This window comes from Rheinheimera sediminis, from assembly GCF_004005375.1.
Lineage (GTDB): Bacteria > Pseudomonadota > Gammaproteobacteria > Enterobacterales > Alteromonadaceae > Pararheinheimera.
Genome location: NZ_RZUF01000012.1, coordinates 93658 through 119561, shown reverse-complemented (window position 1 = coordinate 119561; position 25904 = coordinate 93658). Strand labels below are relative to the sequence as shown.

Sequence of the window (25904 nt, the reverse complement as noted above, 5' to 3'; positions counted from 1 at the left end):
GAGACCATCACATCAGGTTATTTAACCAAGGTAATCTTATAACCACTTGGAGCTGTAGCAGATGGCTCAGCAGCCAGAATATAGTTTTTACCTGCGTCTAATTGCAGCGTCGGTGTTTTATCCAACAAGCTGATAGTACCGTTGTCTGCGACCTGCACCAAAGAAATAGAGTAGAAATCCTTGGGCAAGGTTAGACTGGCATACTTCTTAAACTCCAGCGCTTTGACATGAAACTTAGCGCTTTCAATGGTTTCATTCTGACGCACGAAATAGAAGTGCAGATTTTTGAAATCAGGGACCAGGTTCGCAACATTAATCTCGTGCTCATGAATCTGAGGCAGATTTTTTTCTATGAAGTTGAGTAAACCTACCTTTTGCTCGGCATCACGGAACAACAATACCGACTTGCTTTGACCTGCATTAATAGTCAGCAACACGTTGTTTAACAACAACTGGTTGTTTTCATTTAACACAGCAATACTGTAATCGTTTTTGTCTAACTGGATATAATCAGTCAGGGTATCCTGCACTAAGTCTGCAACAGGTAAGTTGTTGATAGCGATCTGACCTTGCTGGTTATCCAGGCTGTTGTAAATTCTGACCTGTCCTTTCGCCAGACGATGTTCTAAAGCCTCTACAGTGCTGGAGTTGCCAACAATATCTAACGATACTTGCTGCTGCATAGGACCTAACTTGTCACGCACGACCAAAACATAGCTGGTGGTGTATTGGAAGTTATAGGCAACTGCTTCGAAAAATGGTGTAGTGCTACCCGCGGCGGTCAGAAAAAGTTTGTACTTACCACGTTTGAGCATCTTGCCAGTGCTGGTAATGGTCTTAGTGGCTACAGACTCTAACAGCGTAGCTTTGCTAAAATCATCAGTCTCGGCAGCGGTGTATAGATCTACTTTGTCATAATTAGCCGATACGTTTGCGACAAAAACCCGGAACTGGTCGTCAAACTTTTCTTCACGTTTGTGTGTTAACGTCAACATACTAGGATTTGCCGCATCGCCAGCCATCAACAGCAGCGTCTTTTCACCCTTGTTTAGGGTGATATCTGCTTCTTTGATCAGGGCACTGCTGGTCGCATTTTTTAGCTGATATTTGTAACTGCCAGGCTCCACAGTAAACATATTCGAGGCATCGCCAAAAGTAGCAGAACCCGCCGCTTTTTCATCTACTGTCAAAGCGCTGTTAGCACTATTGGCTGCTCCGTTATAAAACTGCACGTAACCCTGGTTAAACCCTTCTTCAGCTTTTTCATCTGAGCTGCCACCACAAGCGGCCAAAGCGATCAGCGAAAACAAAGGCAAAGCCAGACGACTGGCACGCTGTATCATGTTCATAAAGCTATCCCGTAACTTGGTTGTTAGTTGGCCAAGAGATTATGTATAGCTTCATGAAAAACCTAGCGTTTTTACCAACACCAACAGTTAATAACAGCCTTTAACAAATCACGTATAACTGAACACTAAATGGCTATTGCAAAGTTATGTAAAGCTGATGTTAAGAGGTAACCTAAGGCAGCAGGGACAAGGCGTACTGCCTGACTGAGGTTAGTTTGTTTCCAGCTTTAATGCTCCGCTGACTGTATTCATCTGGATACTGCCTTCGCCCTGGCCAGTGCTGAATTCAAGGCTACGGCGCGGGCCATATTTAGTTTTTTCCGCCTTGTGACTGGTCAATTCATTCTTAATAGACCCCCCGGCATTAGCGACCAGATAAAACTTAGCGTCAATAGTTTTATCCAGTTTAAGTTTGGCATTACCACTGACAGTACTGGCTTCTACTCGTGGTGCAATACTGCCTTTGAGTTCAGCGTCTAAAGAACCGTTGACCGAACTCATGTTTAGTTGCTGTACATTGGTTAATTCCAAATCAGCTTCACCATTTACCACCGAGACAGAGACTTCAGAAGCCGACGACTTAGTGTCAATACTGCCGTTGACAGCGTCAATGCTCAAACGACCCTGTGAGCCACGATCTTCTATTTCGCCATTCACTGTATTGAGGCTAATACGACCATTATTGTTCACACTGGTAATTTCACCATTGACGGTTTCCAACTGAATAAACTTTTCTAACTTTTCACCATACACAGAACCATTGACCGTGCTAATTTTACTGCTGCCCTGAACTCCTGTAACTCGGATGCTGGAATTCACCCCTTGAAACTCAACTTCAGCGCCTTTCGGTACTTCAATTTTTAAGCGAGACCCTTCCTTTTCCTTATCGTCCCAATTGCCGTAGTTACGTATATTGGGCATCTTCACTTTAAAGCTGGTAAAACCATTTTTTGATTCCAGATCGTAGCCATCGGATTTTTCATCCAGGGTGCCTGACACTTTAAAACGACTTTCTGCAGTTGCTACTATCTCCACTTCACCACGCATGTTTTCAATATAAATTTTTTCGTTATTGGCCACTTTCAAATTTTCATTGACAGATTCAGCTGCCCATAAATGATGGCTGAAAGCAGCCAAGGCCAGACCTAAAATCAGTTGTTGTTTCATCATTTTACTCCAGATTAAACCAGGCCCGACCGGACCACCTTTTGTAAGTAATTCTGCTGTTGGCTATACAATTGACGTAACTGTTTAAGCAACACTGCTTCATTTGGATTGTATTTCAAAGCCAGTTGCACCAGCTGAATGGCTTGTTGCCACTGAGCGAGTTGCTGTTGCCAGTCTGCATATACAGGATCGACAGCTTTCATACTGGCCAGTTGCTCTGCTTTGGCCTGCTCAAAGCTGTACACTATCGCAGTTTCGGCATCCATTAGTTGTGGGTTAAAAGCCGGCGTTTGCCCTCCAGCGCCTGGTTGCAAAGCTGCTGGTGGCCAAAATAGAGCAACAGCGAACAACACCGAAGCCGCACTGGCGACATAAGCGCTGGCAAAAGCTCCAGATAACCAGCGGTTTGATTTGAACTGATCCTGATTAGCTGCAATAGTTTCAGGCATTACTAAAGCTTGCTCCAGCTCTGGCCATAAATCGCGGGATGGTTTTAACTCGGAGGCTAAGCCTGCAATCAACCTATCCAATTCATCTTCAGTTTTCATCTAACCACTCCCGTAATAACTGCCGTGCTCTGTGGTATTGCGATTTAGAGCTGCCTTCGGCTATGCCTAATAACTCTGCAATTTCCTGATGCTGATAGCCTTCTATAGCAAACAACACAAACACAGCTCTTGCCTGATGAGGCAAACGTAAAATTAATTGCTCTAACTCCCTACTCTGGCCCAACTCAGTGCCAGCCAATTCAGGCAATTCCTCTGTGGCCAGTCGCAGTAGTTTATCCTGACGCCATAAGTCTATTGCCGTTCGACTTGCAATACTATGCAACCAGGTACTAAAACTACTTTCACCACGAAACAAGTGAAGTTGTTGCCAGACCTTCACAAAAACGTCCTGACAAGCATCTTCGGCTTTGCCGCGGTCTGCCAGTAAGCGCAGACATACTGCGTAAACCCGACCAGAATACTGCTGATACAACTGTCTGAATGCCACGAGGTCGCCTTGCTGTGATAAGCGCACCAGTTCATCCATAAGCAAGACTTTATATTCCGGACATTCAGAGCTCAACATCCCGTTCCTGTTGTTTTATTTCTGCTGTTATCTGCTTAGTCGGACAGACAGGCCCAAAAGGTTTAAATGCAATAATAAAAAACGTCTGACCTGCCAGATTTAGTCAAACATACTACAGCTGGGTGACTGATTTTTAATATAAATTTTGTTTGGCATGCCAGCCCCCCCAGACTCAAGCTTATGTCTTACTTTATCAGGTAAGACAACTGCAGAAAAAACTCAACAAAACAGCTTAAGCTTGATAGAAAACTCTGAATTTAGGGCCAGAGCATCTCATCACTAGAAAACAGCGTTTAGTATCACTTGCCCATGATTGACCACTTTTTAGAAACAAAAACTGTAGTTTATGCAAAGCATCCTCATATCGCCTTAGAGAAAGCCAAAATCGTGGGCAAAGCAGCCGAATAAAGCTATACTCGCCGCCCTTTTTTCTGACAGGTGATCCTATGTCTGCTGCTTATCTTGCTGTTGATTTTGGCACATCCAACTGTGCTGCTGGTTTTATGCTGGACCAACAGCCGCATTTATTGGCGCTGGAGCAGGATGGTAGCCGTTATTTAAGTTCTGCTTTGTATATAGAGCGTCAACGTGATCCTGAAGACGAAGATGCCTACCTGTCGGCCAGTCTGACTCGTTTGTTGGCGCAAAACAGTAAGGTGCTGGTTGGCAAAGCGGCGCACGAGCGCTATAGCATGGACCCTTTAGGTGGTGTTTTTATCCGCTCACCTAAGTCGATGTTAGGTAGTCGCCTGACACCAGCTCAAACTGAGATTTATACCCAGGTCGCAACCTTATTACTGGGTCAAATCAAGCAAGGTGCGGAACAAAAACTAGGTCATCAGGTTGAACGGGTGCTGATTGGCCGCCCTATCCATTTTCAGGGCATAGATTTAGCCTTGGGCGATGAACGGGCTTTAGCGATATTAAATCAGGCTGCAAGCCGGGTTGGGTTTAAAGAAGTCGATTTTGCCTACGAGCCTGTGGCTGCTGCTATTGAATACGAGCGACATCTTACACAAGAACAACTGGTGCTGGTGGTCGACATTGGCGGCGGTACCAGTGATATCAGTCTGATCCGCTTAGGGCCAGAGCATAGCCAAAAGTTTGACCGCAGCAGCGATTTGTTGGGTCACAGCGGCAAACGTATAGGCGGTGTGGATATGGATATAAAACTCACCATCTATGGCCTGATGAAACTCTTTGGCCGCCAGAGTCTGGCGCTGGATGGCAAACCTTTGCCTGGCGCCTTGTTTAGCGACGCTGTGAATATCATCGATATCCATGCGCAGGAAAGGTTTTATGCCGAAAAAACCTATGACGAACTGCTGGATTTAAAAGACTTAGCCGCTGAACCTTTGTTATTAAATCGCTTTATTCAGGTCTATCAGCAGCATTTAAGTTACTACCTGAATCAAAAAGCAGAGCAAGCCAAAATCGGACTGACTGAGCATGCCGCAGTGGATGTGATACTGGACCGTATCGACCAGGATCTTTTACAAAACCTGTCGCAACAGCAACTGATGGACGCTTTGTATCAGGAACTATCCGGCATTAGTAAGTTGATCCAGCAATGTGTTGAAAGCGCCGGAGTCAAACCTGACAGTATTTTTGTCACAGGTGGCGCTTCTGCAGTGCCTGGCGTTCAGCAGATGCTGCAGCAGTTATTGCCCGGAGTACCAGTGATCCGTGGTGATCAGTTTGGTTCAGTTGCCATGGGCTTAAGTAAGTTGGCCTCGCTTCGCTTTGGTTAATGGCTGACTCATTGCAGAGTTAATTGCACTCAATTTGCCAAACTGCACAAAAAACCGACAATAGCGCTGGTCGCGCCAGCGCTTTACCGTTACAATGCGCGGCTTTTTGCGGGGGCCAATTGGGGTTCGCGCTTTTATTTGAGAAATTTAATGTCATTTTCTGCTTTGGGTTTAAACCCTGCTTTGGTTGAGGCCGTACATCAGGCCGGTTATACCCAACCTACTCCTATTCAACAACAGGCCATTCCAGCTGTGTTACAGCGTCGTGATCTGTTGGCTGCCGCTCAAACCGGCACCGGCAAAACTGCCAGCTTTGTTTTACCTATACTGCAAATTTTATCAGCACAACCTATCCAGAAACCTCGTCCGGTCAAAGCGCTGATTTTAACGCCGACCCGCGAACTGGCGGCGCAGATTGAAGAACAAATTCAAAAGTACGGCAAAGAATTAAGCCCTAAACTCAAACACCATGTGGTGTTTGGTGGTGTTAGCATTAACCCGCAAATGATGGCTCTGCGTGGTGGTGTCGATATTTTAACTGCCACTCCGGGTCGTTTATTAGATTTACTGGGCCAAAACGCATTAAAGCTGGACCAGGTGCAAATGCTGGTGTTGGACGAAGCCGACCGTATGCTGGATATGGGCTTTATCCGTGATTTGAAAAAAATCCTGGCGCTGTTGCCTAAAGTTCGCCAAAACCTGCTGTTTTCTGCAACCTTTAGTAATGAAATTAAAGGCTTAACTCAGGGCTTGTTACAAAACCCTCTGATGATCCAGGTCACGCCGGAAAACACCACTGTCGAAAAAATTGAACAGCAAGTTTATTTGCTGAACAAAGGCCAGAAAACGGCCGCTTTGTGTGAATTGATCACCGAAAACAACTGGCAACAGGTGTTGGTCTTTATGCCAACCAAACACGAAGCCAACAGATTGAGTGAACAGCTGACCTATGCAGGTATTCCTTCTGCGGCATTGCATGGCAATAAAAGCCAGAATGCCCGAACTAAGGCATTAGCCGATTTCAAAGCCAATGAACTGCGGGTACTGGTCGCCACAGACGTGGCAGCCCGTGGTATAGATATTTCCCAGCTGCCTTATGTAGTGAACTTTGCTCTGCCACGCTCACCTGCTGATTACGTGCACCGTATAGGCCGTACTGGCCGTGCTGGTAAATCTGGTTTAGCTGTGTCTTTTGTTGCTCCGGATGAAATTCCGCAGTTAAAACTGGTGGAACGTTTGATTGGTATTAAGCTGCCAAGCCAGACTATCAATCCAAATCCATTGCCAGAAGCCATGGTGGCCATAGCCAAAGCACCACGCCCGCCTCGCCCTGTGCGTAAAGCTCCGGCTGAAGGCGCTAAGCCAAAAAATGCAGGCAACAAAGCTCAAGCTCACGCGGGGCAAAAGTCTGGTCAAACACAGGGCCAAGCGCAAAAAACGGCCCAGGGTCAAAAACCACCACGCCGATTTGAAGCACCAAAAACACCAGGTATTCAGACTCAGGCCGCTGGTCATATGGCCACTCCTGCTGCTGAACACAATAATGGCAATGGTCAGCGTCGTCGCTTTAAACCTAAGCCAAAAGCTACAGCTTAAAAGATAGTGGTCAAAGCGGATGAAGATTCGTTTAGCCAAATATCTGGCCGACCATGGCCTTTGTTCAAGACGAGCCGCTTCAAGGCTGATTGACGAAGGCCGGGTGTTGGTGAATCAGCGCCCAGCCAATCATATTGACCATGTCGATGCTGACGACCAGATCCAGGTCGATCAGCAACCTTTCCATGCCACCACGACAAAACACTATGTGCTTTACCACAAGCCTGTAGGCATTGACTGCAACCTCAATCCAGACAAAACCGACAGCTTGTATCATCTGTTGCAGCACTTTCCGATGCGACTCTTTCCTGTTGGCCGACTGGATAAAGACTCTTGTGGCTTAGTCTTGCTGACCAATGACGGTGAGCTGGCGCAACGCTTGCTGCATCCTGACTTCTACCACGAAAAAACCTACCAGGTGACAGTAGATAAACCACTGATGAGCGAGGTATTGACTCGGCTTGCAACTGGCGTTAGCTGGACAGTAGGCCCTCACAGTTATCAATCCCGACCATGTCGTGTAACCCCCCTGAGCGACTGTAGTTTTGAAATTGTGCTGACCCAAGGTTTAAACCGACAAATCCGCTATATGTGCCGCAGTCAGGGCTTCAAAGTAGTGCAGCTTAAACGGGTGCAGCTTGCACAATTTAGCCTGGCTGATTTAGCCGAAGGTTGTTTTCAGGCCCTTAGCTTGTGCGGCAACTCAAGTGGGTTCTGAGGATATTTCTGTTGTAAACTGAATTTTTATCAGGTGGTTGAAAACATAGATTAAAGAAGTAAGCGTCAAACCTATTTGTTTTTTTGCCTGTCTCAGGGCAGCTTTTGTCTTTAAATATATGAACTCGGGATAATGAGTGTCGACTTTTTTCGATTTAATGAATTAAATCAACGAAGTAACATTGTTACGTCAAGCAAACAAAGTCTTTGCTGACTGAATGTACAGATTTTTGTTGATATCAAGGCGCTTTGTCGTACGCCACAGCAAGCTATAGCCAGACGGAGCAACGCAGAGAGGCGCGAAAAGATGTCAGTTCAGTGGCACGGCTTATCCCGAGTTCAGGTTAGATAACTACAATTCTGCTGAAATCAGCTATTGATGCCAAAGCTGAAAAGTTTTGGCACAAGCTGCATTAAACCGGGTCTGGAAAGCTACAGCCACCTAGACTAAAGTCAGGGCGCCATAGCAGCATCTTGTGGCTGATTTAAACGCTGCAATTCAGCTTTAAAGAATAGTCCCTGACGGCTCGGCGTATAATTCCAATCGTCCAGCAGCGCTGGCGTCCACAGCACATCAAACACCCAAGGCGTCCATGAAATACCGCGATGTTCAAAAAACTCAATAATGGCTTTACCATAAGTTTCATCGCCAATCACGGGCTCATGCGCGCCAGCCCCATCAGCGGACATAAAACCAAATTCAGTAGCAATCACAGGGTAACGTTCGGCAACATAACCCCAATCCTGCTGCCATTGTTCCTGCCAAGGCCCAGAACGTTTTTGTGGGTAAGGGTGAGTCACATAGGCGACCCGATCAACTGCTATGGGCTGGTCTTTGACATAAGACAAATCATAACCCCAGTCAAAGCCCGCCACCAAAGGTATGGCAGCATCATCAATCTGGCGGATCATATAAATCAACTCCTCCATCAGCCGCTTGTAATCTGACCATGGCATCAGTCCCATCTGGCCACCGGCATTAGTGGGTTCGTTGTATAACTCATACAAAGCCACGGTCGGATTCCCTTTGTATCTGTTAGCAATTTGATACCAGAATCTGAAGGTTTCTTCTTTGGATGTGATGTAATCTGCTCTGTGGTACACGCCATTGAGCATATTGCCTATCGTATGCCAGTCGATGATAACATAGAGCCCAAGCTCCGAGGACCAGCGCACAGCATCATCCAGGTAGCGTAAATAGTCTTGTTCCCCCTTGGTGCGCCAGGCTTGCGGATGCACAGGAATTCGCACTACGTTGGCATTCCACTCTTTGGCTTTTTCAAAATAGCCGCGGCCCCACTGCCCGCGTTCGTCCAGGGACGCAGGATCAGCCAAAGCCAGGCCCCGGAATACAAAAACGCTGCCGTCTGGTTTGACGAACTGATGACCTTCAATAGTGATACGCGGTAACTGCTGCGCTGATTTAAACTGGGCAGGCGCATCAGAAAAACGCTGTTGCAGTACTTCTTCAGCCACAGCCTGTTGCAGGCTGCTGATACAAAACATTATCACGCCAGCCATCAGGGTTAGTGAGTTCATCTATTGGTTCCTATGTAACCTGTTTCAGTCCCCAGCTTACTGGTGTTGGAGCTGAAGCACAACTATAGCCAGAGCAGTAACTCATCGGTTAAGAGGTTGGCGGTACAAAAAAAAGCTAAGCAGCAAAGTTAAGCCAAACATCAGTACTGACCCAAGCACTACCCCGTTCCAGCCCCAGTGCTGCCAGAACGGCGACAAATACAAGCCTCCCGAACTCGCACCCAGATAATAAAACACCAAATACAAAGCGCTGGCACTGGCTTTGGCCTTCTGTGCCTGCTGATTCACCCAACTGCTGGCGAGAGAGTGGCAAAGGAAAAATCCAAAAGCACTGATAAAAAAGCCTGCGACAATCCAGGGCAAGCCTTGAAGCAGAGTGATAACAGTACCCAGCATCATAATGAGTATGCCCAGCATCATCCCCAGAGCAGGATGAATATTCTGCCCGACTTTACCTGACAAAGCTGAACCAACGGTGCCAGTCAGATAGGTGACAAACAACAAACCTATCCAACCGCTGGACAACAGGTAAGGCGGATCTGCCAGCCGGAATGCCACAAAAGTGTACTGATTTAAAAAAACAAAGAAGTTTAATCCACCAATCAGGTAGGTCAGTAACAATACCTTCTGGCGCAAATGAAACCAATTGTCTGCCATTGCCTGTTTCAGTTGAAACGGCTGTTTTTGAAAATAACTGGATTTGGGCAGATAACGCCAGACCAAATAGGTGCACAGTGCGCTACCAAGCCCCATAGGCCAGAATACCCATTGCCAGTGATTCATTTCTGCAAACCAGCCGGACAACAGCCGCCCGCTGATACCGCCGAGTGAATTCGCACTGATATAATAGCCAACAGCCACTACCATAGCGGTTTTACTGAACTCCTCGCCCATGTAAGCTATAGCAATAGCAGGCAAGCCGCCTAAACAAAACCCCTGCAAAGCACGCAGTATTAAAAGCGACTGATAAGACTCGACCTGAGTCAGAGCCAGCGTACTGAGCGCCATACCGCCCAGACTGCAGAGCAATAAAGTACGACGGCCATAAGCATCCGATAAAGCGCCATAAACCAGTAAAGACAAGCCTAAAGCCAGCGTACCTATAGCGTAACTCCAGCTGGTTTGCAGTGGCGTCAATTGAAACTCACGACTTAACAGCGGTAAAAGCGGTTGCAACAGATGCAGGTTGGCAAACACAAAGACTGCAGCCAGACAAAGCGCAAAACTGGCAGCGTAAAAAGCAGGTGTTTTTTTCTCAATCATGGCTTTCAATCATCAACAACGCCGAGTCAGAAGTTCTGGCTCATCACAGATGGCTAAGTATACAGCGAATAAGCAGAAATTTACTTTGCTTTAACTCAAACGACTATTGGCCTGACCCCAAAACTACTCGCCTTGCTCTGCCACTTTGACTTTAGTCACCAGCAACTGGTCAATTTTGTAGCTGTCGATGTCTACCACTTCAAATTTGTAGCCCTGATAAACCACAAAGTCGGTGCGCTTTGGAATTTTCCGCAGCATATACATCATAAAACCAGCAATAGTTTCGTAATTTTCGTCATCAGGGAAAGTGTCGATATCAAAGACCCGCATCACATCATCCAGTGGCGTTAAGCCCTCCACCAACCAGGACGCCTCGTCACGTTGCACTATTTGCTCTTCGTCTGAATTCACCAGCTCACCCATCACAATGCTCATCACATCTTTCAACGTCACCATACCAACGGTTAAAGCATATTCATTCAGCACTACAGCAAAGTCGATACCACTGGACTTAAAATGCGCCAATACTTCGTATAGGGACAACGAATCAGGTACGATCAAAGGGGTGTGGATCATGCCTTCTTTCAGTAAATTAATAGGCTGTTGATGCAACACCTGCATCAAGATGTCCCGACTGTCGACATAACCCACTACTTTATCCAGGCTGTCATCACAAACAATAAATTTGGCGTGCGGATGTTCGGCAATCTTGTTTTTAATGCTATCTGCCGTTTCTTTTAAATTAAAGTAAATCAAGCTTTCGCGTGCTGTCATGGCGGAGGTCACAGTGCGGGAATCCATATCAAACACGTTTTCCAGCAAAGTTCGTTCTTGCTGCTGCAAGACACCTGCCTGAGCACCTTCATCCATCATGGCCACTATATCTTCTGGCGTAATTTGATCGACTCGCTGAGTGGGCACGTTAAACAGCTTAAACACCAGATTAGCCAAACTATTAAATAACCAGACCAGAGGTTTAAAAATAACCAGCATCAACAACACCAGATTGACCACTGATATAGCAACCTTTTCAGGCGCTAACATCGCCAGGCGTTTGGGCATCAAGTCGGCAAACAAAATAAACAGAGCAGTGACAAAAAACACTGACAAACTGAAGGCAATACTCTCATTCGCCGGATGTTCGAAAATTAAATTCAGCAGGGTTAAAATATAAGGAGTAAAAGCCGCTTCACCTAAAATACCGCCTAATATCGCCACAGCATTCAGGCCAATTTGAGCTATGGTAAAAAAACTACCAGGGTTTGACTGTAATTGCAGCACTAACGCAGCACGGGGTTCACCGTCTGAGGCCAGCTGTTTTAAGCGGATTTTACGGGAAGCAGCTAAAGCTATTTCAGACATAGAAAAGAAAGCGCTGGCACTGATCAACAGTAACATAATCAGTAAATTCTCTAGCAGGGACATAAAAATCACTCTTTGATAATGGGCTTTGGTACAGAAAAGCCATCAAGTTGTATTGAAAACCACTATACCGCTTGTCAGTATACGACCTAAACTTGGTTTTCCCAGCATAAGCACTCAAAAAATGTTTAAATTTGAACCAGTTACCCTATGACCGATTTAGTACCTCGCATACAGCAGGCTTATTTTCGTAACGGCCCACAACACAGATCCGGTGCTGATGTCAGCTTTTTGGACATAGTAAAAGTCTTTGGTTTCCAAAGTATTAAAATAGGCCGTTGGGTCACAGCAGCAGAACAACAATTGGCGGCTAACTTGTTTTTTGACACTTTATCCGACCTGATGCTGCTCCTACAGGTGCCAGAAAAGGTGATTTCGCTGAATCAAAGCCTTAGTCTGAATTTTGGTATTGGTGGCCAGCAAGGTAGCTGCGCTTTTTATCAGCCGCAGGGTCGCTTACTGGCGCTGGCTAAAAATGCCGGTGGTGGCAGCTTAGCGCATGAGTGGTTTCATGCCTTTGACCATTATATTTGCAGCAAATTATTTACCGATGAACTACCCACTACAGCTTTTGCCAGTTCAAGCTGGCTCAACAATGCCACAGTGTCCCCTCACCCGCTCAATACCTATTTGGATCAAAGTTTTGCTGCCTTGTTTTTATCTGCCACTGGCACTGAACCTAATAGCTACGTTAAAACTTCCGCCGCCTTCGACCAAAGCCATGGCATTTATTATTACGCCAAACCGGAAGAATTGGCTGCGCGTGCTTTTGAGCATATGTTGCAACAGCAGCAGCTTAAAAATAGCTTTTTGGTCAGCGGCACCTTAAAAAGCAAAGCAGCGAAAGCAGGCTTGTATCCGGAACAAGCTTTATCGTCAGTGTTGGCTCAGCACTGGCTGGGCTATTTTTCCTTACTGGGCCGCGCGCTGAGTTAAATTTGTCTGGAGCCAAACGCCATGGCACAAATATTGATAAGTATTCTGCAAGCACAGAACGACTGACAGTATTTTGACCAAAGGGTGAAGCAGATGAACACAACATGGCGCACAGAAGAACTACGTCGTTTAAATCAGACCATGAAAGCGATAGAGATATTGGCTGAACAGCCTGATTTAGCGGTAATCTATCAGGGTAAAGCCTGGCAGTATCGTGACTTACTGGAGCTTTCTGTCAGGATCTTCAGACTGGCTCAACAAGAAGGTTATGATGTACAGGCCTTTGAACTGTGGTTTGCCAAAGATGCCGAGTTATTTGCCCGTTACGGCCTGGAATGGCGGGTTGGTTAAGCTTGTAAGCAACAGCAAGCCTCTGGCTGACTTGCTGCACCTGGTAAAAGTAAAGAGTTTTACTGTTCGCTCTTTTCCGCAATTTTTTGCAAATTAGCGTTGATCTTAAATAATACGATCAACAACTCACACCAAATTCGGGCACCAATAGCACCACCAATCAAAATACCTAATCCTGTCAGAAAACCACCACCGTAATCAGAAAACATGGCAGCTACACCACTGAAAACAGCAACAACCAGCAAGAACCAATAGATCACAGTAATAATTTTTGGGGTTAACATAGAGTCAAAGAAAAAAATACTTTTCATCAGGACGTCCTTTTATAAATTCCGAGAGTTCTGTCTCCCTGACTCTGGTGAAGCCAAAACCAGGATTCTTTATCGCCATTATCGGTAATGGCTAATTATAAGGTAATGAATTCATTGAATTCGTTCAATAGCTACACAAGAACCTGAATCTTTATTCAGGCTCGGGCTACCTAAAAGCCCCAATGCTAATGTCCGCTGATAGTCCAGTGTCAAAATATTGTATGATCGAATTTTTGAAGCACTATCTCACTTTAGAGGCGAGTTTTTAAATGTGGCTGAACGACCAGCAAACTATCCCTTCAGCAATCCGCAGGTATCGAAAGACCCTGGCGGCTTCCACTCCTCAGCATATAGTGATAGATGGCTTATTTGAGCCACAAAAGTTAGATGCTATCTGCGCCGTGTTGCACCATGAACACTATTGGCAAACACAAAAACACAGTTACTCGGCTTTATACCTCGATGACAGCAAATGGCATGCAACTCCTGACTCAGAACGCTTTGTGCAGCGGGATCTGTGGCAAGGTCACAAAGCAGGCCCAGATGATAAGCAGTGCGCTATTGCTCAGGAGTTTTTACAGTATCTGCGAAGCAAAGAGTTTATGGCGCTGCTCTCTAAGATCTTTGATGTCCAGATCACAGACATTCATGTTGCCAAGCCTGAAGTGAATACTAATTTTTTTCGCTTAAGCGCTGAAGATTTTGTCAATCAACATGCCGATGATTCACCGGGCAGAGAAATCTGCATGCTGCTGTATCTAAATAGGAACTGGAGTACTGAACAGGGCGGAGAGCTGGTTTTTATGGGTAAGGATGATAAGACTGTGACTATCCCGCCTTTGTATAACCGCTGTGTACTCTTTGATCCCTCATCAGAAGGTTCTGAACATTGGGTCAAGACCGTAACTAGTAAAGGTACCACTGCGTATCGCTACAACGTGACTAGTTGGTATTGGTCGGAGTGATGGGGTTAGCAAAACTAAGGGGGCGAAACAAACTGGCTCCGAGAGAGGGATTGCCACGTCTCAATAGGCCCCAGGTTTAATCCGCGACAGCAGCGCCTCGGGATTAAATGAAAAAGGCCCGGACTTGCGTGCTGAGGGATTGCCAGCACCATCCGTGGTGCTGGCCCTGCGGGCCGCGCTAAAGCGCGTCCAAATTCGCTCCGGGCGAATTTGTCGAACTTAGGGCTCGAACCAAGACCTCGCTCTCCGGATTAAATGAAAAAGCCCCGGACTTTCGTCCGGGGCTTTTTCATTTAATCTGGCGGAGAGAGAGGGATTCGAACCCTCGTTAGGGATTAACCTAAACACACTTTCCAGGCGTGCGCCTTCAGCCACTCAGCCATCTCTCCGATGCTTGCTGCAGCAAGCGCGGCTATCCTATTGAAATTCACCGCGCCGTGCAACTGTTAAATACAAAGCCCCGTTCTTTTGCTGGAATTTTCAGCAAAACTCACTATAAACGCCTTAAGCGTTGCCTTTTACCGGCATTTGCGCTGATTTTGCGAAGTTCAGCATTCTGTCCAGCGGGATTAACGCCTGTTCACGTAAATCAGCGTCAACAAATATCTCGTGACCTTCAGACTGCAGTAAAGCGTCCTCAATCGCCTTCAGACCGTTCATCGCCATCCAAGGGCAATGAGCGCAGCTACGGCACGTTGCGCCGTTACCGCCCGTTGGAGCTTCGATAAAGGTCTTATCTGGCATAGCCTGTTGCATCTTGTAGAAAATGCCCCTGTCTGTTGCCACAATAAAGGTGTCGTTTGGCATGGTCTGGCTGGCTTTGATCAACTGGCTGGTAGAGCCAACCGCATCGGCTAAATCAACCACGTTGGCTGGTGATTCAGGGTGAACCAGCACAGCAGCATTTGGATATTGCTTTTTCAGCTCCACCAGCGCTTTGGCTTTAAACTCATCATGCACAATACAAGCGCCTTGCCATAACAGCATGTCGGCTCCGGTTTGTTTTTGCACATAAGCGCCCAAATGACGGTCTGGCCCCCATAAAATCTTTTTGCCTTCGCTATCTAAGTGCTCAACCACATCTAAGGCAATAGACGAAGTCACTACCCAATCCGCACGAGCTTTGACTGCAGCTGAAGTGTTGGCGTACACCACCACAACACGATCAGGATGCTCATCGCAAAAGGCGCTGAAGGCATCTGCAGGGCAACCTAAATCGAGTGAACAAGTCGCATCAAGAGTAGGCATTAACACAGTTTTTTCCGGGTTCAGAATTTTGGCGGTTTCGCCCATAAACTTAACACCGGCAACGATCAGGGTTTTAGCTGAATGCTTATTGCCAAAGCGTGCCATTTCCAGCGAGTCAGACACACAACCCCCCGTCTCTTCGGCGAGAGCTTGAATCTCAGGATCTGTGTAATAGTGCGCTACAAGCACAGCATCACGTTGTTGTAACAAAATCTTGATACGTTCTTTGTACGCAGCTTTTTGATCCGCATTCAGCGGCAAAGGTTTTTTCGGGAATACAAAGTCAAGTTCGTTGAAGTGCAGTGCTTGATCCATAACGGCCACCCGGTTTGAAAAAGTGCGGCATTATACACAAAAACTTTGGCAGTAAATACACAGAAGACGATGATTGCATGGTGGGTCATGATGGATTCGAACCATCGACCAACGGATTAAAAGTCCGCTGCTCTACCAGCTGAGCTAATGACCCATGCAAGGAGAATCGAAAAAGTGGTGGGTCATGATGGATTCGAACCATCGACCAACGGATTAAAAGTCCGCTGCTCTACCAGCTGAGCTAATGACCCAGAGTAGGTTTTGAATTGGTGGGTCATGATGGATTCGAACCATCGACCAACGGATTAAAAGTCCGCTGCTCTACCAGCTGAGCTAATGACCCAATTCAAAATGTACCTGGCGCGGAAGTGGTGGGTCATGATGGATTCGAACCATCGACCAACGGATTAAAAGTCCGCTGCTCTACCAGCTGAGCTAATGACCCAGAGTAGGTTTTGAATTGGTGGGTCATGATGGATTCGAACCATCGACCAACGGATTAAAAGTCCGCTGCTCTACCAGCTGAGCTAATGACCCAATTCAAAATGTACCTGGCGCGGGAGTGGTGGGTCATGATGGATTCGAACCATCGACCAACGGATTAAAAGTCCGCTGCTCTACCAGCTGAGCTAATGACCCCTGCCGCGGACGCATATCTTACTTATTTAAATTTCCAGCGCAACCAAAAATTACCAGAAAGGCCATTTTCTTTGTTCAACTGCTTAAAATGCCAGCACAAAATACCTGACCTGAGCCATTCTGCGACAGACAGTCGTTTTTATATACAGAAAATGACCGCCTAAAATCCTGCCAAAAATTCTCAGCGCATTCCTATTGGCGGTTTTTCATCTGGTTTTTAACTACTACCAAAGCTAAAAATAACGCACTATTACTCAACTATGTAACGGCCTTTGTAGGGGACAGCATGACTCCCATAAAAAAACCCCGGCCATGACCAGGGTTTTTACTAAAAACAAAAGTTGAGTTACAGACTCTCTAACTTAGTCTTGGCTGCTTTTGCTGGCTTAGATTGGGGATATTTACTGACAAGAAGTTGATAAAACTGCTTGGCTGCCGCTACATCACCTTCTCGCTCTGCAAGCTGACCTAGTTTTGCCAAAGAATCCGCAGCTTTTCCAGATTGCGGATACTGTGCGACTACACGCTCAAACTGAGCCTTAGCTTTCAACAGTTCGTTTTTTGTAAAAAACAACTGGCCAAGCCAATAGTAAGAGTTGGGCGCATAACTGGAATCTGGATAAGAACGGACAAAATTCTCAAACGCAGGAATAGCTGCATCGTAATTGCGATCTTTCAGCACTAAATTTACAGCACTTTCATAAGATTCGTTTTCCGAAGGGCTAGAAGATATTTCAACACCGCTATTATCAGCTGATTCAGTTGAATCGGACGCTGTATTGATTAGAGCAGCAGGATTCCCTATGGGCTCCTGGCTTGGTGCAGATGTGGTGCTACTGGTTGAGGATGGAGTCACAGCGCTGGCTGCTGTATTAGCTCCTTGACCAAGTCTACGGTCTATCTCCTGATAAATATTACGTTGTTGTTGTAATATTTCTTCTAATTTGTAGGAATGCATCTCAGTAACGCCACGCAGTTCAGACACTTCGTCTAATAATGCGGACACTTGCTGCTGCATCGCAACCTGAGCATTGGCTCTGGCCTCAACAATACGTTCCAGCGCAGCTATACGGTCAGCCGTGGAGGCGTATTTTGGAGTCTGGGTAGCGCCACCGCCAGCGCGGGACAGATCGGCTACAGGAGCCGGATCTGCCCACGAGGCAATGCTGATAACAGAAAGCGCAGTAACTAAAAATTTTTTCACTGCTTTGCTTCGTATCAGTTATTAGTAAACTAAAACAGCGCGACGGTTTTTAGAGAACGCGCTCTCGTCGTTACCTTCAACAGCTGGTTTCTCTTCGCCATAGCTTACTACTGACATTTGGCCAGCAGCAACGCCCAGGTTAGCTAAGTACTGAGTCACAGCTTGACCGCGACGTTCGCCTAACGCGATGTTGTACTCTGGAGTACCACGAGCGTCAGTGTGACCTTCAACAGTTACAGTGATGTTAGTGCGAGCGCGCAAGAAAGCAGCGTGAGCTTCCAGAACAGAAGCGAATTCTGAACGGATTGCTGACTGGTCGAAGTCGAAGTAAATAGTGTTGTCCTGACGCAGAGCTTCTAATTGCTGACGCAGCAATTCTTCAGCTGACAGGCCTTGTTCAACCACTTGGTTAGTGTTTGCACCAGTGTTTGCATCAGTAGCAGCAACTTCATCAGTTGAGCTACAAGCAGCTAGAGTTAACACTGGCACCGCAACTAACAAGCCTTTTAAAACTTTGTTCAAGTTCATAATTGTTGTCCTTAATATATCAATTAACCAAATTTTTGTTTTTTATAAAAATGGTGACCAAGCTGGAGATTTTACTCTACCATTTGCCGCCGGTAACCGTGCTTTAAAACGCCCATCCATAGATACCAGTGCCAGTACTTGTGACGAACCGTACAAAGTACTATAAATTATCATTGAGCCATTAGGCGCAATGCTTGGTGACTCGTCCAGATAAGTGCGAGTCAACACTTGCATATAGCGACTCTCGACATCCATGCGGGCGATATTATACTGGCCATTTGTTCTATTGACCATAACAATACCACGACCATCTGGTGTGTAAGAGGCTGCTAAATTCATATCTCCTTCAAATGTTACCCTTTCAGTAACACCTGTAGCTACATTTACACTGTATATCTGCGGATTACCACCACGTTCTGAACTAAAAATGATTTTCGAACCATCCGGAGACCATGAAGGTTCAGTATCGATCCGCCTATGGTTAGTTAACTTTGTCAAGGCTTTGGTCGCAATATCCATCACATAGACTTCAGCGTTACCATCTTTTGACAACACCATAGCCATTTTACGCCCATCAGGTGACCACTTAGGGGCTCCGTTAATGCCCTTGAAACTGGTCAGTATACTGCGACGGCCCGTATAAATATCTTGAATATAAATTTGTGACTGACGTTTTTCAAAAGTGACATAGGCCAGTTTAGTGCCATCAGGTGACCAGGCCGGAGACATTAATGGCTCTTTGGCTCTTAATAATACCTGTTCATTTTCACCGTCGTAATCAGCAACCACCAATTGATAACGGAAATCAGCTTTATCTCTTACCAGTACGTAGGCTATTTTTGTTAAAAAGGCGCCCCGCTCCCCTGTTAACTTTTCATACACAATATCACTGATGCGATGAGCGTACTGGCGGAACTGGTCACCACTAATAGTGGTTTCCCTTGCGTCCAACACATGTGTCAAACCTGTAGTCAGTTGGCCGCCAATAATGGCCGACGAAGAACCGCCTCCAGCAGCACCTTTAAACACATCCACTAATTCAAAACGCACGGCATATCTGTTAACACCAACCTCACGGATACTGCCCGTTACCACAGCTTCTACGCCCTGCTTCATCCAGCGTTGATAGTCGATCTCTTTGTTGTTGGCCGGTTGTTGTGGCATCCGGGTTACTGCAATAGGATTGAATTTTCCGCTACGCATTAAATCTGCAGACACTATATCTGCGATACGCTGGTTCGGCAGCGTATTCCCTTCAAATTTAAAAGGCACTATGGCAACAGGGCGGGCACTGTCCACACCATCTGTGATGACAATTTCTAAACTGGCATACGATTGCGCACTTATGACCAAGGCAAATGCGGCCAAGGCTTTTCCTATCAACTTCAGCATATTGTTATCTCAGTTCTGGTCTCAAAATTGTTGTTAAATCTTTCAAAGCATCGTATACATCAGGGTCTGGCGACATAGGGAAGTTACCCGCCTTTTGTATTGCACGCATTGCCGATTCACAAAGCGCTCTGTCTCCACCCAGTACAGAACTGGAGGTCACAAAACCATTGCTGGCTAACCGAATATTTACCCGACACTCTTTGCCACGCATTGTATCGTCTACGAACCAATTTTGTTGGATTTTCGCAATAATCATTGCCAGATAACGTTGCTTCTCTGTCAAAATCTGACCGGCCTTCGCTGCCCGCCGTGCTTCAGCTTCCTCCTCCAACTGCTCTGCCAGCATTTCTTCTGCAGCTTCGCGTTCACGTTTTTCTTTTTCTGCTTTTGCCTTTTCAGCTTTTTCTTTGGCTGCTTTTTCTTTCGCGGCCTTTTCTTTTGCTGCTTGCTCTTTTTTCTTCTTTTCTATTTCCTGTTGTTTTTTCTTTTCGTCATCTTTCTTTTTCTTCTCAGCAGCAAGTTTTTGTTGTTTCTCTTTTTCTACAGCCTGTTTTTTCTTTTCTTCCACCGCTTTTTTCTCAGCGATTTCAGCTTCTTTTTTCTCTTGCTCCTGTTTCTTCAGGCGCTGTTCTTCAAGGCGTTTATCACGTTCTTCCTGCTGTTTTTTTCTTTCAAGGTCTTTTAGACGTTTTTCCTCAGCCTGCTTTTTCAGCTGATTTTTTTCCTTCATTTCGTCAAATTGTGACTGATCTACCACTGTTGCATTCAAAGGCGCACTCAGATCACCAGGCATAGGTACCACTAAAACTTCTTTGCTTTTAAAAAAATTAAAATTGGCAAACAAAAGCACGACAACCAAAAGGTGCAAAGCACCCGAGATGATCAGCGACTTCTTAAACGCTGGTTCCATCTTAATTCTGCTCCACATCGTCAGTCATCAAACCAACGGAAGGCGCTCCTGCATCTTTCAGCAAGTTCAACAACTGGATAATGGCAGAATAATTAACACGCCCATCGCCTTTAATAATGACTTGGGTGCCAGGCTCTAACTGCAAAGTGCCAGCCACTTCCAACTGCATTTCCTGCGCATTGAATGGGCCTTTGTTCACGCCATCTTTTTCAAAATAATACAAACCGCCTTCATCTACAGTAGCCACCAGCGGTGTTTTACCATCTTTCATTTGCTCTATAGGTTCGGCATCCGACTTAGGTAGCTCAACTTTTACACCCTGTGTGATAATAGGCGTTGTTACCATAAAAATAATCAACAAAACCAACATCACGTCAATGTAAGGAACTACGTTGATTTCTGCCACCATACGGCGCTTTTTGCGGACGTACATTAGTTGTTTTCTCCGTTGGCCATAGCCTGACGGTGCAAAATGTTGGCGAACTCTTCAACAAAGTTTGCGTACGCACTTTCCAGCATTTCAACTTTATGAGAAAACTTGTTGTAAGCAATTACAGCCGGGATAGCAGCGAACAAACCGATAGCTGTTGCAATCAGGGCTTCCGCAATACCCGGAGCAACCATAGCAAGTGTGGCTTGCTGTACTGCACCCAAAGCAATAAATGAGTTCATGATACCCCAGACAGTACCAAACAGACCTATGTATGGACTGATAGAACCGACAGTAGCAAGGAAAGGCAAGTGAGTTTCCAGACGCTCTACTTCGCGAGACAAGCCCACACGCATAGCACGCTGAGTTCCTTCCATGACAGCAGCAGATTGACGGCTATTTTTATGTAACCGGGCGAACTCTTTAAAACCGGCCTTGAACAGAGCTTCCACCCCTGTCACAGTGACTTTACCGCTTACTTCACTGTAAAGCTTGGATAGATCAATACCAGACCAAAACTTATCTTCAAATTGTTTAGTTTCTTCCACTGCAATACTCAGAGCCTTATTGCGTTGGATAATCATGGCCCAGGACATTACAGACATACCCACTAACATCAACATAACCAGCTGAACGACAACGCTAGCATGAAGAATTAAATCAATTACTGATAATCCGCCTGTCACCTGATAACACCCCTAAAACGTCGCGAGGTATCGCACTCGCTTTCATTAATGATAATTTTACGCAGGCTATACTAACCTGCGCTGAACAAAGCAGCTCTGCATCTGCATTGTAGATTTCTTGCCAAAAAACCAAACTGGCCTTTTTCAACTGCTTAATCTCACTTTTGACCAATAAAAGCTGATTAAACCGCCCTGGCTTGTGGTTTTCCATCTGAATACTTTTTACGACAAAACCTATATCCTGGCTCAGCAATACGTCTTGTTCGACACCAAGGCTTCGAAGCCATTCAGTTCGGGCTCTTTCAAAAAATTTCAGATAGTTAGCGTAATATACTATGCCACCGGCATCAGTGTCTTCGTAATATACTCTGACTGGAAATTCAAACACCTCAAGCATCACTATATTCGGGCAGCCAAATTGGTCGCTATCATATTGGAGGCCAATCCCGAACTCAACAGGGCAAGACCTTTCCTCGTTAAAATATTTTTAGGTTGCTACTCCAGAAATCGGGTCAAAAATTTAAGATGGTTACTTGTATGAAAAGTTTCACCTTTACGATGGACAGGCAAAAAATAGCGTTTAATGGCTAAATCTTATGATTAGAATTTTTTTCTGTAAAAATTAGTAATTCGCAACAACTCTCATGCCGGTTCAGCCTACCTTAATTTTAAAGGCCTAGATCGCAAAATTCATCTCAAACCCATTAAAATTCACACTTGATATATATTTATTCAGATTAGTTAAATTAATCTGAATTCTCAATTTTTCTAGTTTGAAGTAATTGCACTAACTCCCTAAAATGGCGGCGTGTTCTGAGCTAGCGCAAGAGTCCAGGTCTTAGTGACCCGACTTTAGTGATGAATACTGATGATGTGATTATCTGTTGAAAGATGATCATCTTGTCTCAACATGTTCCCTGGATTTTGAAGACTTACTTCAACTTGTTGCATTCGCCCGCTAATTTAGCGGGCTTTTTTTATGCGCTGCCATCTATGGCGCTTACCCTAAAGGGCCAACGCTTCGCGTTGTTCAAAATCGCTCCCGGCGATTTTGTTATTCGATCTGCGACACTTTCTTGCCGACAGGCAGCTCTTTTCTCTCTATAGTCGTGTCAAAGCATCGTTAATTCGATTCCGGTAAATCAAAACCAAAATGTTTGTAGGCTGCTGGTGAGACGATACGGCCCCGCGGCGTACGCTGGATAAAACCTTGTTGAATTAAAAAAGGCTCTATCACATCTTCGATAGTTTCCTTCTCTTCACCTATGGCTGCAGCCAGGTTATCCAGGCCTACAGGGCCGCCACCGAATTTCTCAATAATAGACAACATTAACTTACGGTCCATATAGTCAAAACCACTGGCATCTACATCCACCATATGCAAAGCGGCAGAGGCAATCTCCACTGGCACCAGGCCGGCGGATTTGACCTGAGCATAATCACGCACCCGCCTTAATAGACGGTTAGCAATACGGGGAGTACCACGCGAACGGCGGGCGATTTCAGTAGCCGCAGGTAACTCAAGCTCTAAGTTCAGATAGTGGGCTGACCGTAAAATAATGTGCGCCAGCTCATCGACTTTATAAAACTCCAGCCGCTGAACTATGCCAAAACGATCTCGAAGTGGTGAGGTTAAAGCGCCAGCTCTGGTGGTAGCACCTATCAGTGTGAATGGCGGTAACTCCAGTTTGATAGAACGAGCAGCAGGCCCCTCCCCTATCATAATATCCAGCTGGTAGTCTTCCATCGCCGGATACAAAATCTCTTCCACTACCGGGCTTAAGCGGTGAATTTCATCAATAAAAAGTACATCATTAGGCTCGAGGTTGGTTAGAAGCGCTGCTAAATCACCGGCTTTTTCCAGCACAGGGCCTGAGGTGTTTTTAATATTCACCCCCATTTCATTAGCCACCACCATAGCTAAGGTGGTTTTCCCCAAACCAGGCGGTCCAAAAATTAGCAAATGATCCAAAGGCTCACCACGGCCACGGGCCGCTTCGATAAAAATAGCCATTTGCTCTTTAACATGAGACTGCCCGGTATAATCGGCCAGAGATTTAGGTCGGATGGCGCGGTCAATCAGCTCATCCTCGCGGCTGGCTTTGGTATCGATCAGACGATCGGCTTCTATCATGAGTATTCCTGTTTAAATCATACTGCGCAAAGCCAGTTTGATCAGTTGCTCGCTGCTCATATCGGCTTGCTTAATTTTTTGCACTGCTTTGCTGGCCTGCAACTGGCTATAACCCAAAGCTACTAAGGCACTAAGGGCATCCTGCTCAGCACTTTCTACCAGTTCAAACGAATCGACTTCATCATCAGTAAGCACTAAATGATCAGTGACAGGTGTACTGATGTTCAGCCCCCAGTCTTTTAAACGGTCACGCATTTCTATCAATAATCGTTCAGCGGTTTTTTTACCAACGCCTGGCAGTTTTACCAAAGTGCTGATATCGTCGTGTTGTACACAACGGACAAACTGCTGAGCGGACAGACCGGATAAGATAGTAAGAGCTAACTTCGGTCCTACCCCATTAGCTTTTATCAGTTGGCGAAACAAAGCACGCTCCGTGCTGGTGTGAAAACCATAAAGAAGTTGCGCATCTTCCCGCACAACAAAATGGGTGTAGATCACAGTTTCTTTGCCTACTTCAGGCAATTTATAAAAGCTGGTCAAAGGCAGCTGCACTTCGTAGCCAACACCTGCCACATCAATAAGTAGATCCGGCGCCTGCTTTTCTAAAATAACACCACGTAATAATCCAATCACAATCAAAAGCTCCGGTATTCAGAAAAAATCAGCGTAGCCTGCCGCGCACTGTTTTAGTGGCCTGCCCTGCCAAATGCAATAAACTTTGATGAGTATGCCCGTGACACATAGCCACGGCAAGGGCATCGGCAGCGTCGGCTTGCGGATTACCCGGCAATTTTAACAAGGTGCGGATCATATGTTGCACCTGAGTTTTATCAGCGGCACCAGTGCCGACTACAGCTTGCTTGACCTGACGGGCTGAGTATTCAAAGACTTCAAGCCCAGCATGTTTCGCTGCCACTATAGCAGCACCACGAGCTTGCCCAAGCTTTAGGGCGGAGTCTGGGTTACGAGCCATAAAGACTTGCTCTATGGCAAATACATCTGGCTGGGTTTGCTGAATAATCTCGCTCACCCCATCAAAAATTTGTTTGAGTCTGTCGGGGATGTCATTCAAGGTTAATCGAATACAACCGCTGGCAATGTATTCAAATTTCTGGCCTGTCTGACGCACAACCCCGTAGCCGGTTAACCGACTGCCGGGATCAATACCAAGGATAATAGCCATTAAGGCACTAACGCCATCACGTCATCGGCAATGTCAGCATTGTGATAGACGTTTTGTACATCATCGAAGTCTTCCAGCATGTCGATGAGTTTAAAAAATTTCACCACATGTTCTGCATCTACTTCGGCTTTGACTGAAGGCATCATGGTAATTTCAGCGTCGTCCGCGACAAGCTTTGCCGCTTCTAAGGCTTCACGTACGTCGTTGAAACTATCAGGGCTGGTGATCACTTCAATGCTGCCGTCGTCATGACTGACTACATCTTCCGCGCCTGCCTCCAGTGCAATATCCAGCACCTGATCTTCAGATAAACCTGGCGCAAAAGAGATGAGGCCTTTTTTACTGAATAAATAGCTGACGGAACCTGCAGTGCCCATATTGCCGTATTTGGTAAAAGCACTACGCACATCAGCTACAGTACGTTTGTGGTTGTCCGTCAGGGTTTCTACTACTATGGCAACGCCACAAGGACCGTACCCTTCATACACCAGCTCTTCATAATTGCTGCCATCCTGCTCACCAGCGCCACGTTTGATAGCCCTGTCTATCGCATCCCGGGTCATATTATTCAACAGCGCTTTGGCAACCGCAGTCCGCAAGCGAGGATTGGCATCCACATCAGCACTGATACGGGCTGACACTGTCAGCTCGCGAATAAGTTTGGTAAAAATCTTAACCCGCTTGGCATCCTGACGAGCCTTGCGGTGCTTCATGTTAGCCCATTTACTATGACCAGCCACGTGCATACTCCATCGTCATAAAAGCGAAGCGGCCTTAGCCGCTTCAAAATA

Annotated in this window: 26 protein-coding genes and 7 tRNA genes; 6 read left to right on the top strand and 27 right to left on the bottom strand. The window is 46.0% G+C overall.

The window, feature by feature from the left end; genetic code table 11:
* Nucleotides 1-17: 17 nt before the first annotated feature.
* From EMM73_RS10000 to EMM73_RS09985, 4 genes are all read right to left on the bottom strand, one after another.
* Entirely contained in the window at nt 18-1349 is a 1332-nt protein-coding gene (locus EMM73_RS10000; RefSeq protein ID WP_127686291.1) for a DUF4397 domain-containing protein, read from the bottom strand.
* 210 nt (nt 1350-1559) lie between these two features.
* On the bottom strand, nt 1560-2516 hold the full coding sequence (locus EMM73_RS09995) for a DUF4097 family beta strand repeat-containing protein (protein WP_127686290.1): 957 nt from the start codon (nt 2514-2516) through the stop codon (nt 1560-1562).
* A gap of 14 nt (nt 2517-2530) precedes the next feature.
* Nucleotides 2531-3064 (bottom strand): hypothetical protein, encoded by a 534-nt coding sequence (locus EMM73_RS09990; protein ID WP_127686289.1) that lies wholly within the window; start codon nt 3062-3064, stop codon nt 2531-2533.
* Complete coding sequence (locus tag EMM73_RS09985) at nt 3054-3590, bottom strand: RNA polymerase sigma factor (protein ID WP_222422642.1); 537 nt, start codon at nt 3588-3590, stop codon at nt 3054-3056. The genes EMM73_RS09990 and EMM73_RS09985 overlap by 11 nt, the downstream gene beginning before the upstream one ends.
* Nucleotides 3591-4036: 446 nt before the next feature.
* Between EMM73_RS09985 and yegD the strand changes: the two genes are divergently transcribed.
* From yegD to EMM73_RS09970, 3 genes are all read left to right on the top strand, one after another.
* The gene (yegD, locus tag EMM73_RS09980; protein WP_127686288.1) at nt 4037-5341 is read left to right on the top strand and encodes a molecular chaperone; all 1305 of its coding nucleotides are present in this window, start codon (nt 4037-4039) and stop codon (nt 5339-5341) included.
* Nucleotides 5342-5491: 150 nt separating this feature from the next.
* Nucleotides 5492-6937, top strand: coding sequence for a DEAD/DEAH box helicase (locus tag EMM73_RS09975; RefSeq protein ID WP_127686287.1), 1446 nt, complete (start codon nt 5492-5494; stop codon nt 6935-6937).
* A 19-nt stretch (nt 6938-6956) separates the two neighbouring features.
* Nucleotides 6957-7655 (top strand): pseudouridine synthase, encoded by a 699-nt coding sequence (locus tag EMM73_RS09970; protein WP_127686286.1) that lies wholly within the window; start codon nt 6957-6959, stop codon nt 7653-7655.
* 452 nt (nt 7656-8107) lie between these two features.
* Here EMM73_RS09970 and EMM73_RS09965 read toward each other — a convergent pair whose 3' ends face one another.
* The 3 genes from EMM73_RS09965 to EMM73_RS09955 all read right to left on the bottom strand — a co-directional run bounded on the left by EMM73_RS09965 (nt 8108) and on the right by EMM73_RS09955 (nt 11881).
* A complete protein-coding gene (locus EMM73_RS09965; RefSeq protein WP_222422641.1) occupies nt 8108-9193 on the bottom strand; it encodes a glycoside hydrolase family 5 protein in 1086 nt (361 codons plus the stop codon).
* Nucleotides 9194-9274: 81 nt separating this feature from the next.
* Nucleotides 9275-10456: an MFS transporter gene (locus EMM73_RS09960; RefSeq protein ID WP_127686285.1), complete on the bottom strand. Its 1182-nt coding sequence runs from the start codon at nt 10454-10456 to the stop codon at nt 9275-9277.
* Nucleotides 10457-10579: 123 nt separating this feature from the next.
* Complete coding sequence (locus EMM73_RS09955; RefSeq protein ID WP_127686284.1) at nt 10580-11881, bottom strand: polyamine export protein PaeA; 1302 nt, start codon at nt 11879-11881, stop codon at nt 10580-10582.
* A gap of 147 nt (nt 11882-12028) precedes the next feature.
* On the opposite strand from EMM73_RS09955, the gene EMM73_RS09950 reads away from it, so the two are divergent.
* Both EMM73_RS09950 and EMM73_RS09945 read left to right on the top strand, forming a co-directional pair.
* Nucleotides 12029-12814: a CLCA_X family protein gene (locus tag EMM73_RS09950; protein ID WP_127686283.1), complete on the top strand. Its 786-nt coding sequence runs from the start codon at nt 12029-12031 to the stop codon at nt 12812-12814.
* A gap of 93 nt (nt 12815-12907) precedes the next feature.
* Entirely contained in the window at nt 12908-13165 is a 258-nt protein-coding gene (locus tag EMM73_RS09945) for a hypothetical protein (RefSeq protein ID WP_127686282.1), read from the top strand.
* A gap of 59 nt (nt 13166-13224) precedes the next feature.
* On the opposite strand, the gene EMM73_RS09940 is transcribed toward EMM73_RS09945, so the two are convergent.
* A complete protein-coding gene (locus EMM73_RS09940) occupies nt 13225-13476 on the bottom strand; it encodes a DUF4282 domain-containing protein (protein WP_127686281.1) in 252 nt (83 codons plus the stop codon).
* A 269-nt stretch (nt 13477-13745) separates the two neighbouring features.
* Between EMM73_RS09940 and EMM73_RS09935 the strand changes: the two genes are divergently transcribed.
* Nucleotides 13746-14441 (top strand): 2OG-Fe(II) oxygenase, encoded by a 696-nt coding sequence (locus EMM73_RS09935; RefSeq protein WP_127686280.1) that lies wholly within the window; start codon nt 13746-13748, stop codon nt 14439-14441.
* Between the two features lie 299 nt (nt 14442-14740).
* On the opposite strand, the gene EMM73_RS09930 is transcribed toward EMM73_RS09935, so the two are convergent.
* From EMM73_RS09930 to EMM73_RS09840, 19 genes are all read right to left on the bottom strand, one after another.
* Nucleotides 14741-14830, bottom strand: a tRNA-Ser gene (locus EMM73_RS09930).
* A gap of 115 nt (nt 14831-14945) precedes the next feature.
* The gene (gene nadA / locus EMM73_RS09925; RefSeq protein WP_127686279.1) at nt 14946-16004 is read right to left on the bottom strand and encodes a quinolinate synthase NadA; all 1059 of its coding nucleotides are present in this window, start codon (nt 16002-16004) and stop codon (nt 14946-14948) included.
* 78 nt (nt 16005-16082) lie between these two features.
* A tRNA-Lys gene (locus EMM73_RS09920) sits at nt 16083-16158 on the bottom strand.
* Nucleotides 16159-16179: 21 nt separating this feature from the next.
* Nucleotides 16180-16255 (bottom strand) — tRNA-Lys (locus tag EMM73_RS09915).
* A gap of 16 nt (nt 16256-16271) precedes the next feature.
* Nucleotides 16272-16347: transfer RNA gene (locus EMM73_RS09910), tRNA-Lys, on the bottom strand.
* A gap of 26 nt (nt 16348-16373) precedes the next feature.
* A tRNA-Lys gene (locus EMM73_RS09905) sits at nt 16374-16449 on the bottom strand.
* A gap of 16 nt (nt 16450-16465) precedes the next feature.
* A tRNA-Lys gene (locus tag EMM73_RS09900) sits at nt 16466-16541 on the bottom strand.
* Nucleotides 16542-16567: 26 nt separating this feature from the next.
* Nucleotides 16568-16643 (bottom strand) — tRNA-Lys (locus tag EMM73_RS09895).
* 346 nt (nt 16644-16989) lie between these two features.
* Nucleotides 16990-17847, bottom strand: a complete 858-nt coding sequence (gene ybgF, locus EMM73_RS09890; RefSeq protein ID WP_127686278.1) for a tol-pal system protein YbgF — start codon at nt 17845-17847, stop codon at nt 16990-16992.
* Between the two features lie 21 nt (nt 17848-17868).
* A complete protein-coding gene (gene pal / locus EMM73_RS09885; protein WP_046520642.1) occupies nt 17869-18375 on the bottom strand; it encodes a peptidoglycan-associated lipoprotein Pal in 507 nt (168 codons plus the stop codon).
* A 42-nt stretch (nt 18376-18417) separates the two neighbouring features.
* The gene (gene tolB / locus EMM73_RS09880) at nt 18418-19767 is read right to left on the bottom strand and encodes a Tol-Pal system beta propeller repeat protein TolB (RefSeq protein ID WP_127686277.1); all 1350 of its coding nucleotides are present in this window, start codon (nt 19765-19767) and stop codon (nt 18418-18420) included.
* Between the two features lie 4 nt (nt 19768-19771).
* The gene (gene tolA / locus EMM73_RS09875) at nt 19772-20677 is read right to left on the bottom strand and encodes a cell envelope integrity protein TolA (protein WP_186435175.1); all 906 of its coding nucleotides are present in this window, start codon (nt 20675-20677) and stop codon (nt 19772-19774) included.
* Between the two features lies 1 nt (nt 20678).
* Nucleotides 20679-21110, bottom strand: coding sequence for a protein TolR (tolR, locus tag EMM73_RS09870; RefSeq protein WP_008899232.1), 432 nt, complete (start codon nt 21108-21110; stop codon nt 20679-20681).
* A complete protein-coding gene (gene tolQ / locus EMM73_RS09865) occupies nt 21110-21793 on the bottom strand; it encodes a protein TolQ (RefSeq protein WP_127686275.1) in 684 nt (227 codons plus the stop codon). Before tolQ ends, tolR begins: the two co-directional genes overlap by 1 nt.
* Entirely contained in the window at nt 21768-22190 is a 423-nt protein-coding gene (gene ybgC / locus EMM73_RS09860; protein WP_127686274.1) for a tol-pal system-associated acyl-CoA thioesterase, read from the bottom strand. The genes tolQ and ybgC overlap by 26 nt, the downstream gene beginning before the upstream one ends.
* A gap of 726 nt (nt 22191-22916) precedes the next feature.
* Nucleotides 22917-23927 (bottom strand): Holliday junction branch migration DNA helicase RuvB, encoded by a 1011-nt coding sequence (gene ruvB / locus EMM73_RS09855; protein ID WP_127686273.1) that lies wholly within the window; start codon nt 23925-23927, stop codon nt 22917-22919.
* Nucleotides 23928-23939: 12 nt separating this feature from the next.
* Nucleotides 23940-24563: a Holliday junction branch migration protein RuvA gene (gene ruvA / locus EMM73_RS09850; RefSeq protein WP_127686272.1), complete on the bottom strand. Its 624-nt coding sequence runs from the start codon at nt 24561-24563 to the stop codon at nt 23940-23942.
* 28 nt (nt 24564-24591) lie between these two features.
* Entirely contained in the window at nt 24592-25113 is a 522-nt protein-coding gene (gene ruvC, locus EMM73_RS09845; protein WP_127686271.1) for a crossover junction endodeoxyribonuclease RuvC, read from the bottom strand.
* On the bottom strand, nt 25113-25853 hold the full coding sequence (locus EMM73_RS09840; protein WP_127686270.1) for a YebC/PmpR family DNA-binding transcriptional regulator: 741 nt from the start codon (nt 25851-25853) through the stop codon (nt 25113-25115). Before EMM73_RS09840 ends, ruvC begins: the two co-directional genes overlap by 1 nt.
* Nucleotides 25854-25904 lie beyond the last annotated feature (51 nt).

What these genes read in the sequence shown, in the direction of transcription:
- EMM73_RS09975 (WP_127686287.1), top strand. Translation starts at nt 5,492, where the DNA reads ATGTCATTTTCTGCTTTGGGTTTAAACCCTGCTTTGGTTGAGGCCGTA.
- tolA (WP_186435175.1), bottom strand. Translation starts at nt 20,677, where the DNA reads ATGGAACCAGCGTTTAAGAAGTCGCTGATCATCTCGGGTGCTTTGCAC.
- EMM73_RS09940 (WP_127686281.1), bottom strand. Translation starts at nt 13,476, where the DNA reads ATGAAAAGTATTTTTTTCTTTGACTCTATGTTAACCCCAAAAATTATT.
- tolR (WP_008899232.1), bottom strand. Translation starts at nt 21,110, where the DNA reads ATGTACGTCCGCAAAAAGCGCCGTATGGTGGCAGAAATCAACGTAGTT.
- pal (WP_046520642.1), bottom strand. Translation starts at nt 18,375, where the DNA reads ATGAACTTGAACAAAGTTTTAAAAGGCTTGTTAGTTGCGGTGCCAGTG.
- EMM73_RS09960 (WP_127686285.1), bottom strand. Translation starts at nt 10,456, where the DNA reads ATGATTGAGAAAAAAACACCTGCTTTTTACGCTGCCAGTTTTGCGCTT.
- EMM73_RS09955 (WP_127686284.1), bottom strand. Translation starts at nt 11,881, where the DNA reads ATGTCCCTGCTAGAGAATTTACTGATTATGTTACTGTTGATCAGTGCC.
- EMM73_RS09985 (WP_222422642.1), bottom strand. Translation starts at nt 3,590, where the DNA reads ATGTTGAGCTCTGAATGTCCGGAATATAAAGTCTTGCTTATGGATGAA.
- nadA (WP_127686279.1), bottom strand. Translation starts at nt 16,004, where the DNA reads ATGGATCAAGCACTGCACTTCAACGAACTTGACTTTGTATTCCCGAAA.
- EMM73_RS09935 (WP_127686280.1), top strand. Translation starts at nt 13,746, where the DNA reads ATGTGGCTGAACGACCAGCAAACTATCCCTTCAGCAATCCGCAGGTAT.
- EMM73_RS09990 (WP_127686289.1), bottom strand. Translation starts at nt 3,064, where the DNA reads ATGAAAACTGAAGATGAATTGGATAGGTTGATTGCAGGCTTAGCCTCC.
- ybgC (WP_127686274.1), bottom strand. Translation starts at nt 22,190, where the DNA reads ATGCTTGAGGTGTTTGAATTTCCAGTCAGAGTATATTACGAAGACACT.
- ruvB (WP_127686273.1), bottom strand. Translation starts at nt 23,927, where the DNA reads ATGATAGAAGCCGATCGTCTGATCGATACCAAAGCCAGCCGCGAGGAT.
- EMM73_RS09945 (WP_127686282.1), top strand. Translation starts at nt 12,908, where the DNA reads ATGAACACAACATGGCGCACAGAAGAACTACGTCGTTTAAATCAGACC.
- EMM73_RS09970 (WP_127686286.1), top strand. Translation starts at nt 6,957, where the DNA reads ATGAAGATTCGTTTAGCCAAATATCTGGCCGACCATGGCCTTTGTTCA.
- EMM73_RS09965 (WP_222422641.1), bottom strand. Translation starts at nt 9,193, where the DNA reads ATGAACTCACTAACCCTGATGGCTGGCGTGATAATGTTTTGTATCAGC.
- yegD (WP_127686288.1), top strand. Translation starts at nt 4,037, where the DNA reads ATGTCTGCTGCTTATCTTGCTGTTGATTTTGGCACATCCAACTGTGCT.
- ruvC (WP_127686271.1), bottom strand. Translation starts at nt 25,113, where the DNA reads ATGGCTATTATCCTTGGTATTGATCCCGGCAGTCGGTTAACCGGCTAC.
- EMM73_RS10000 (WP_127686291.1), bottom strand. Translation starts at nt 1,349, where the DNA reads ATGAACATGATACAGCGTGCCAGTCGTCTGGCTTTGCCTTTGTTTTCG.
- EMM73_RS09950 (WP_127686283.1), top strand. Translation starts at nt 12,029, where the DNA reads ATGACCGATTTAGTACCTCGCATACAGCAGGCTTATTTTCGTAACGGC.
- EMM73_RS09995 (WP_127686290.1), bottom strand. Translation starts at nt 2,516, where the DNA reads ATGAAACAACAACTGATTTTAGGTCTGGCCTTGGCTGCTTTCAGCCAT.
- tolB (WP_127686277.1), bottom strand. Translation starts at nt 19,767, where the DNA reads ATGCTGAAGTTGATAGGAAAAGCCTTGGCCGCATTTGCCTTGGTCATA.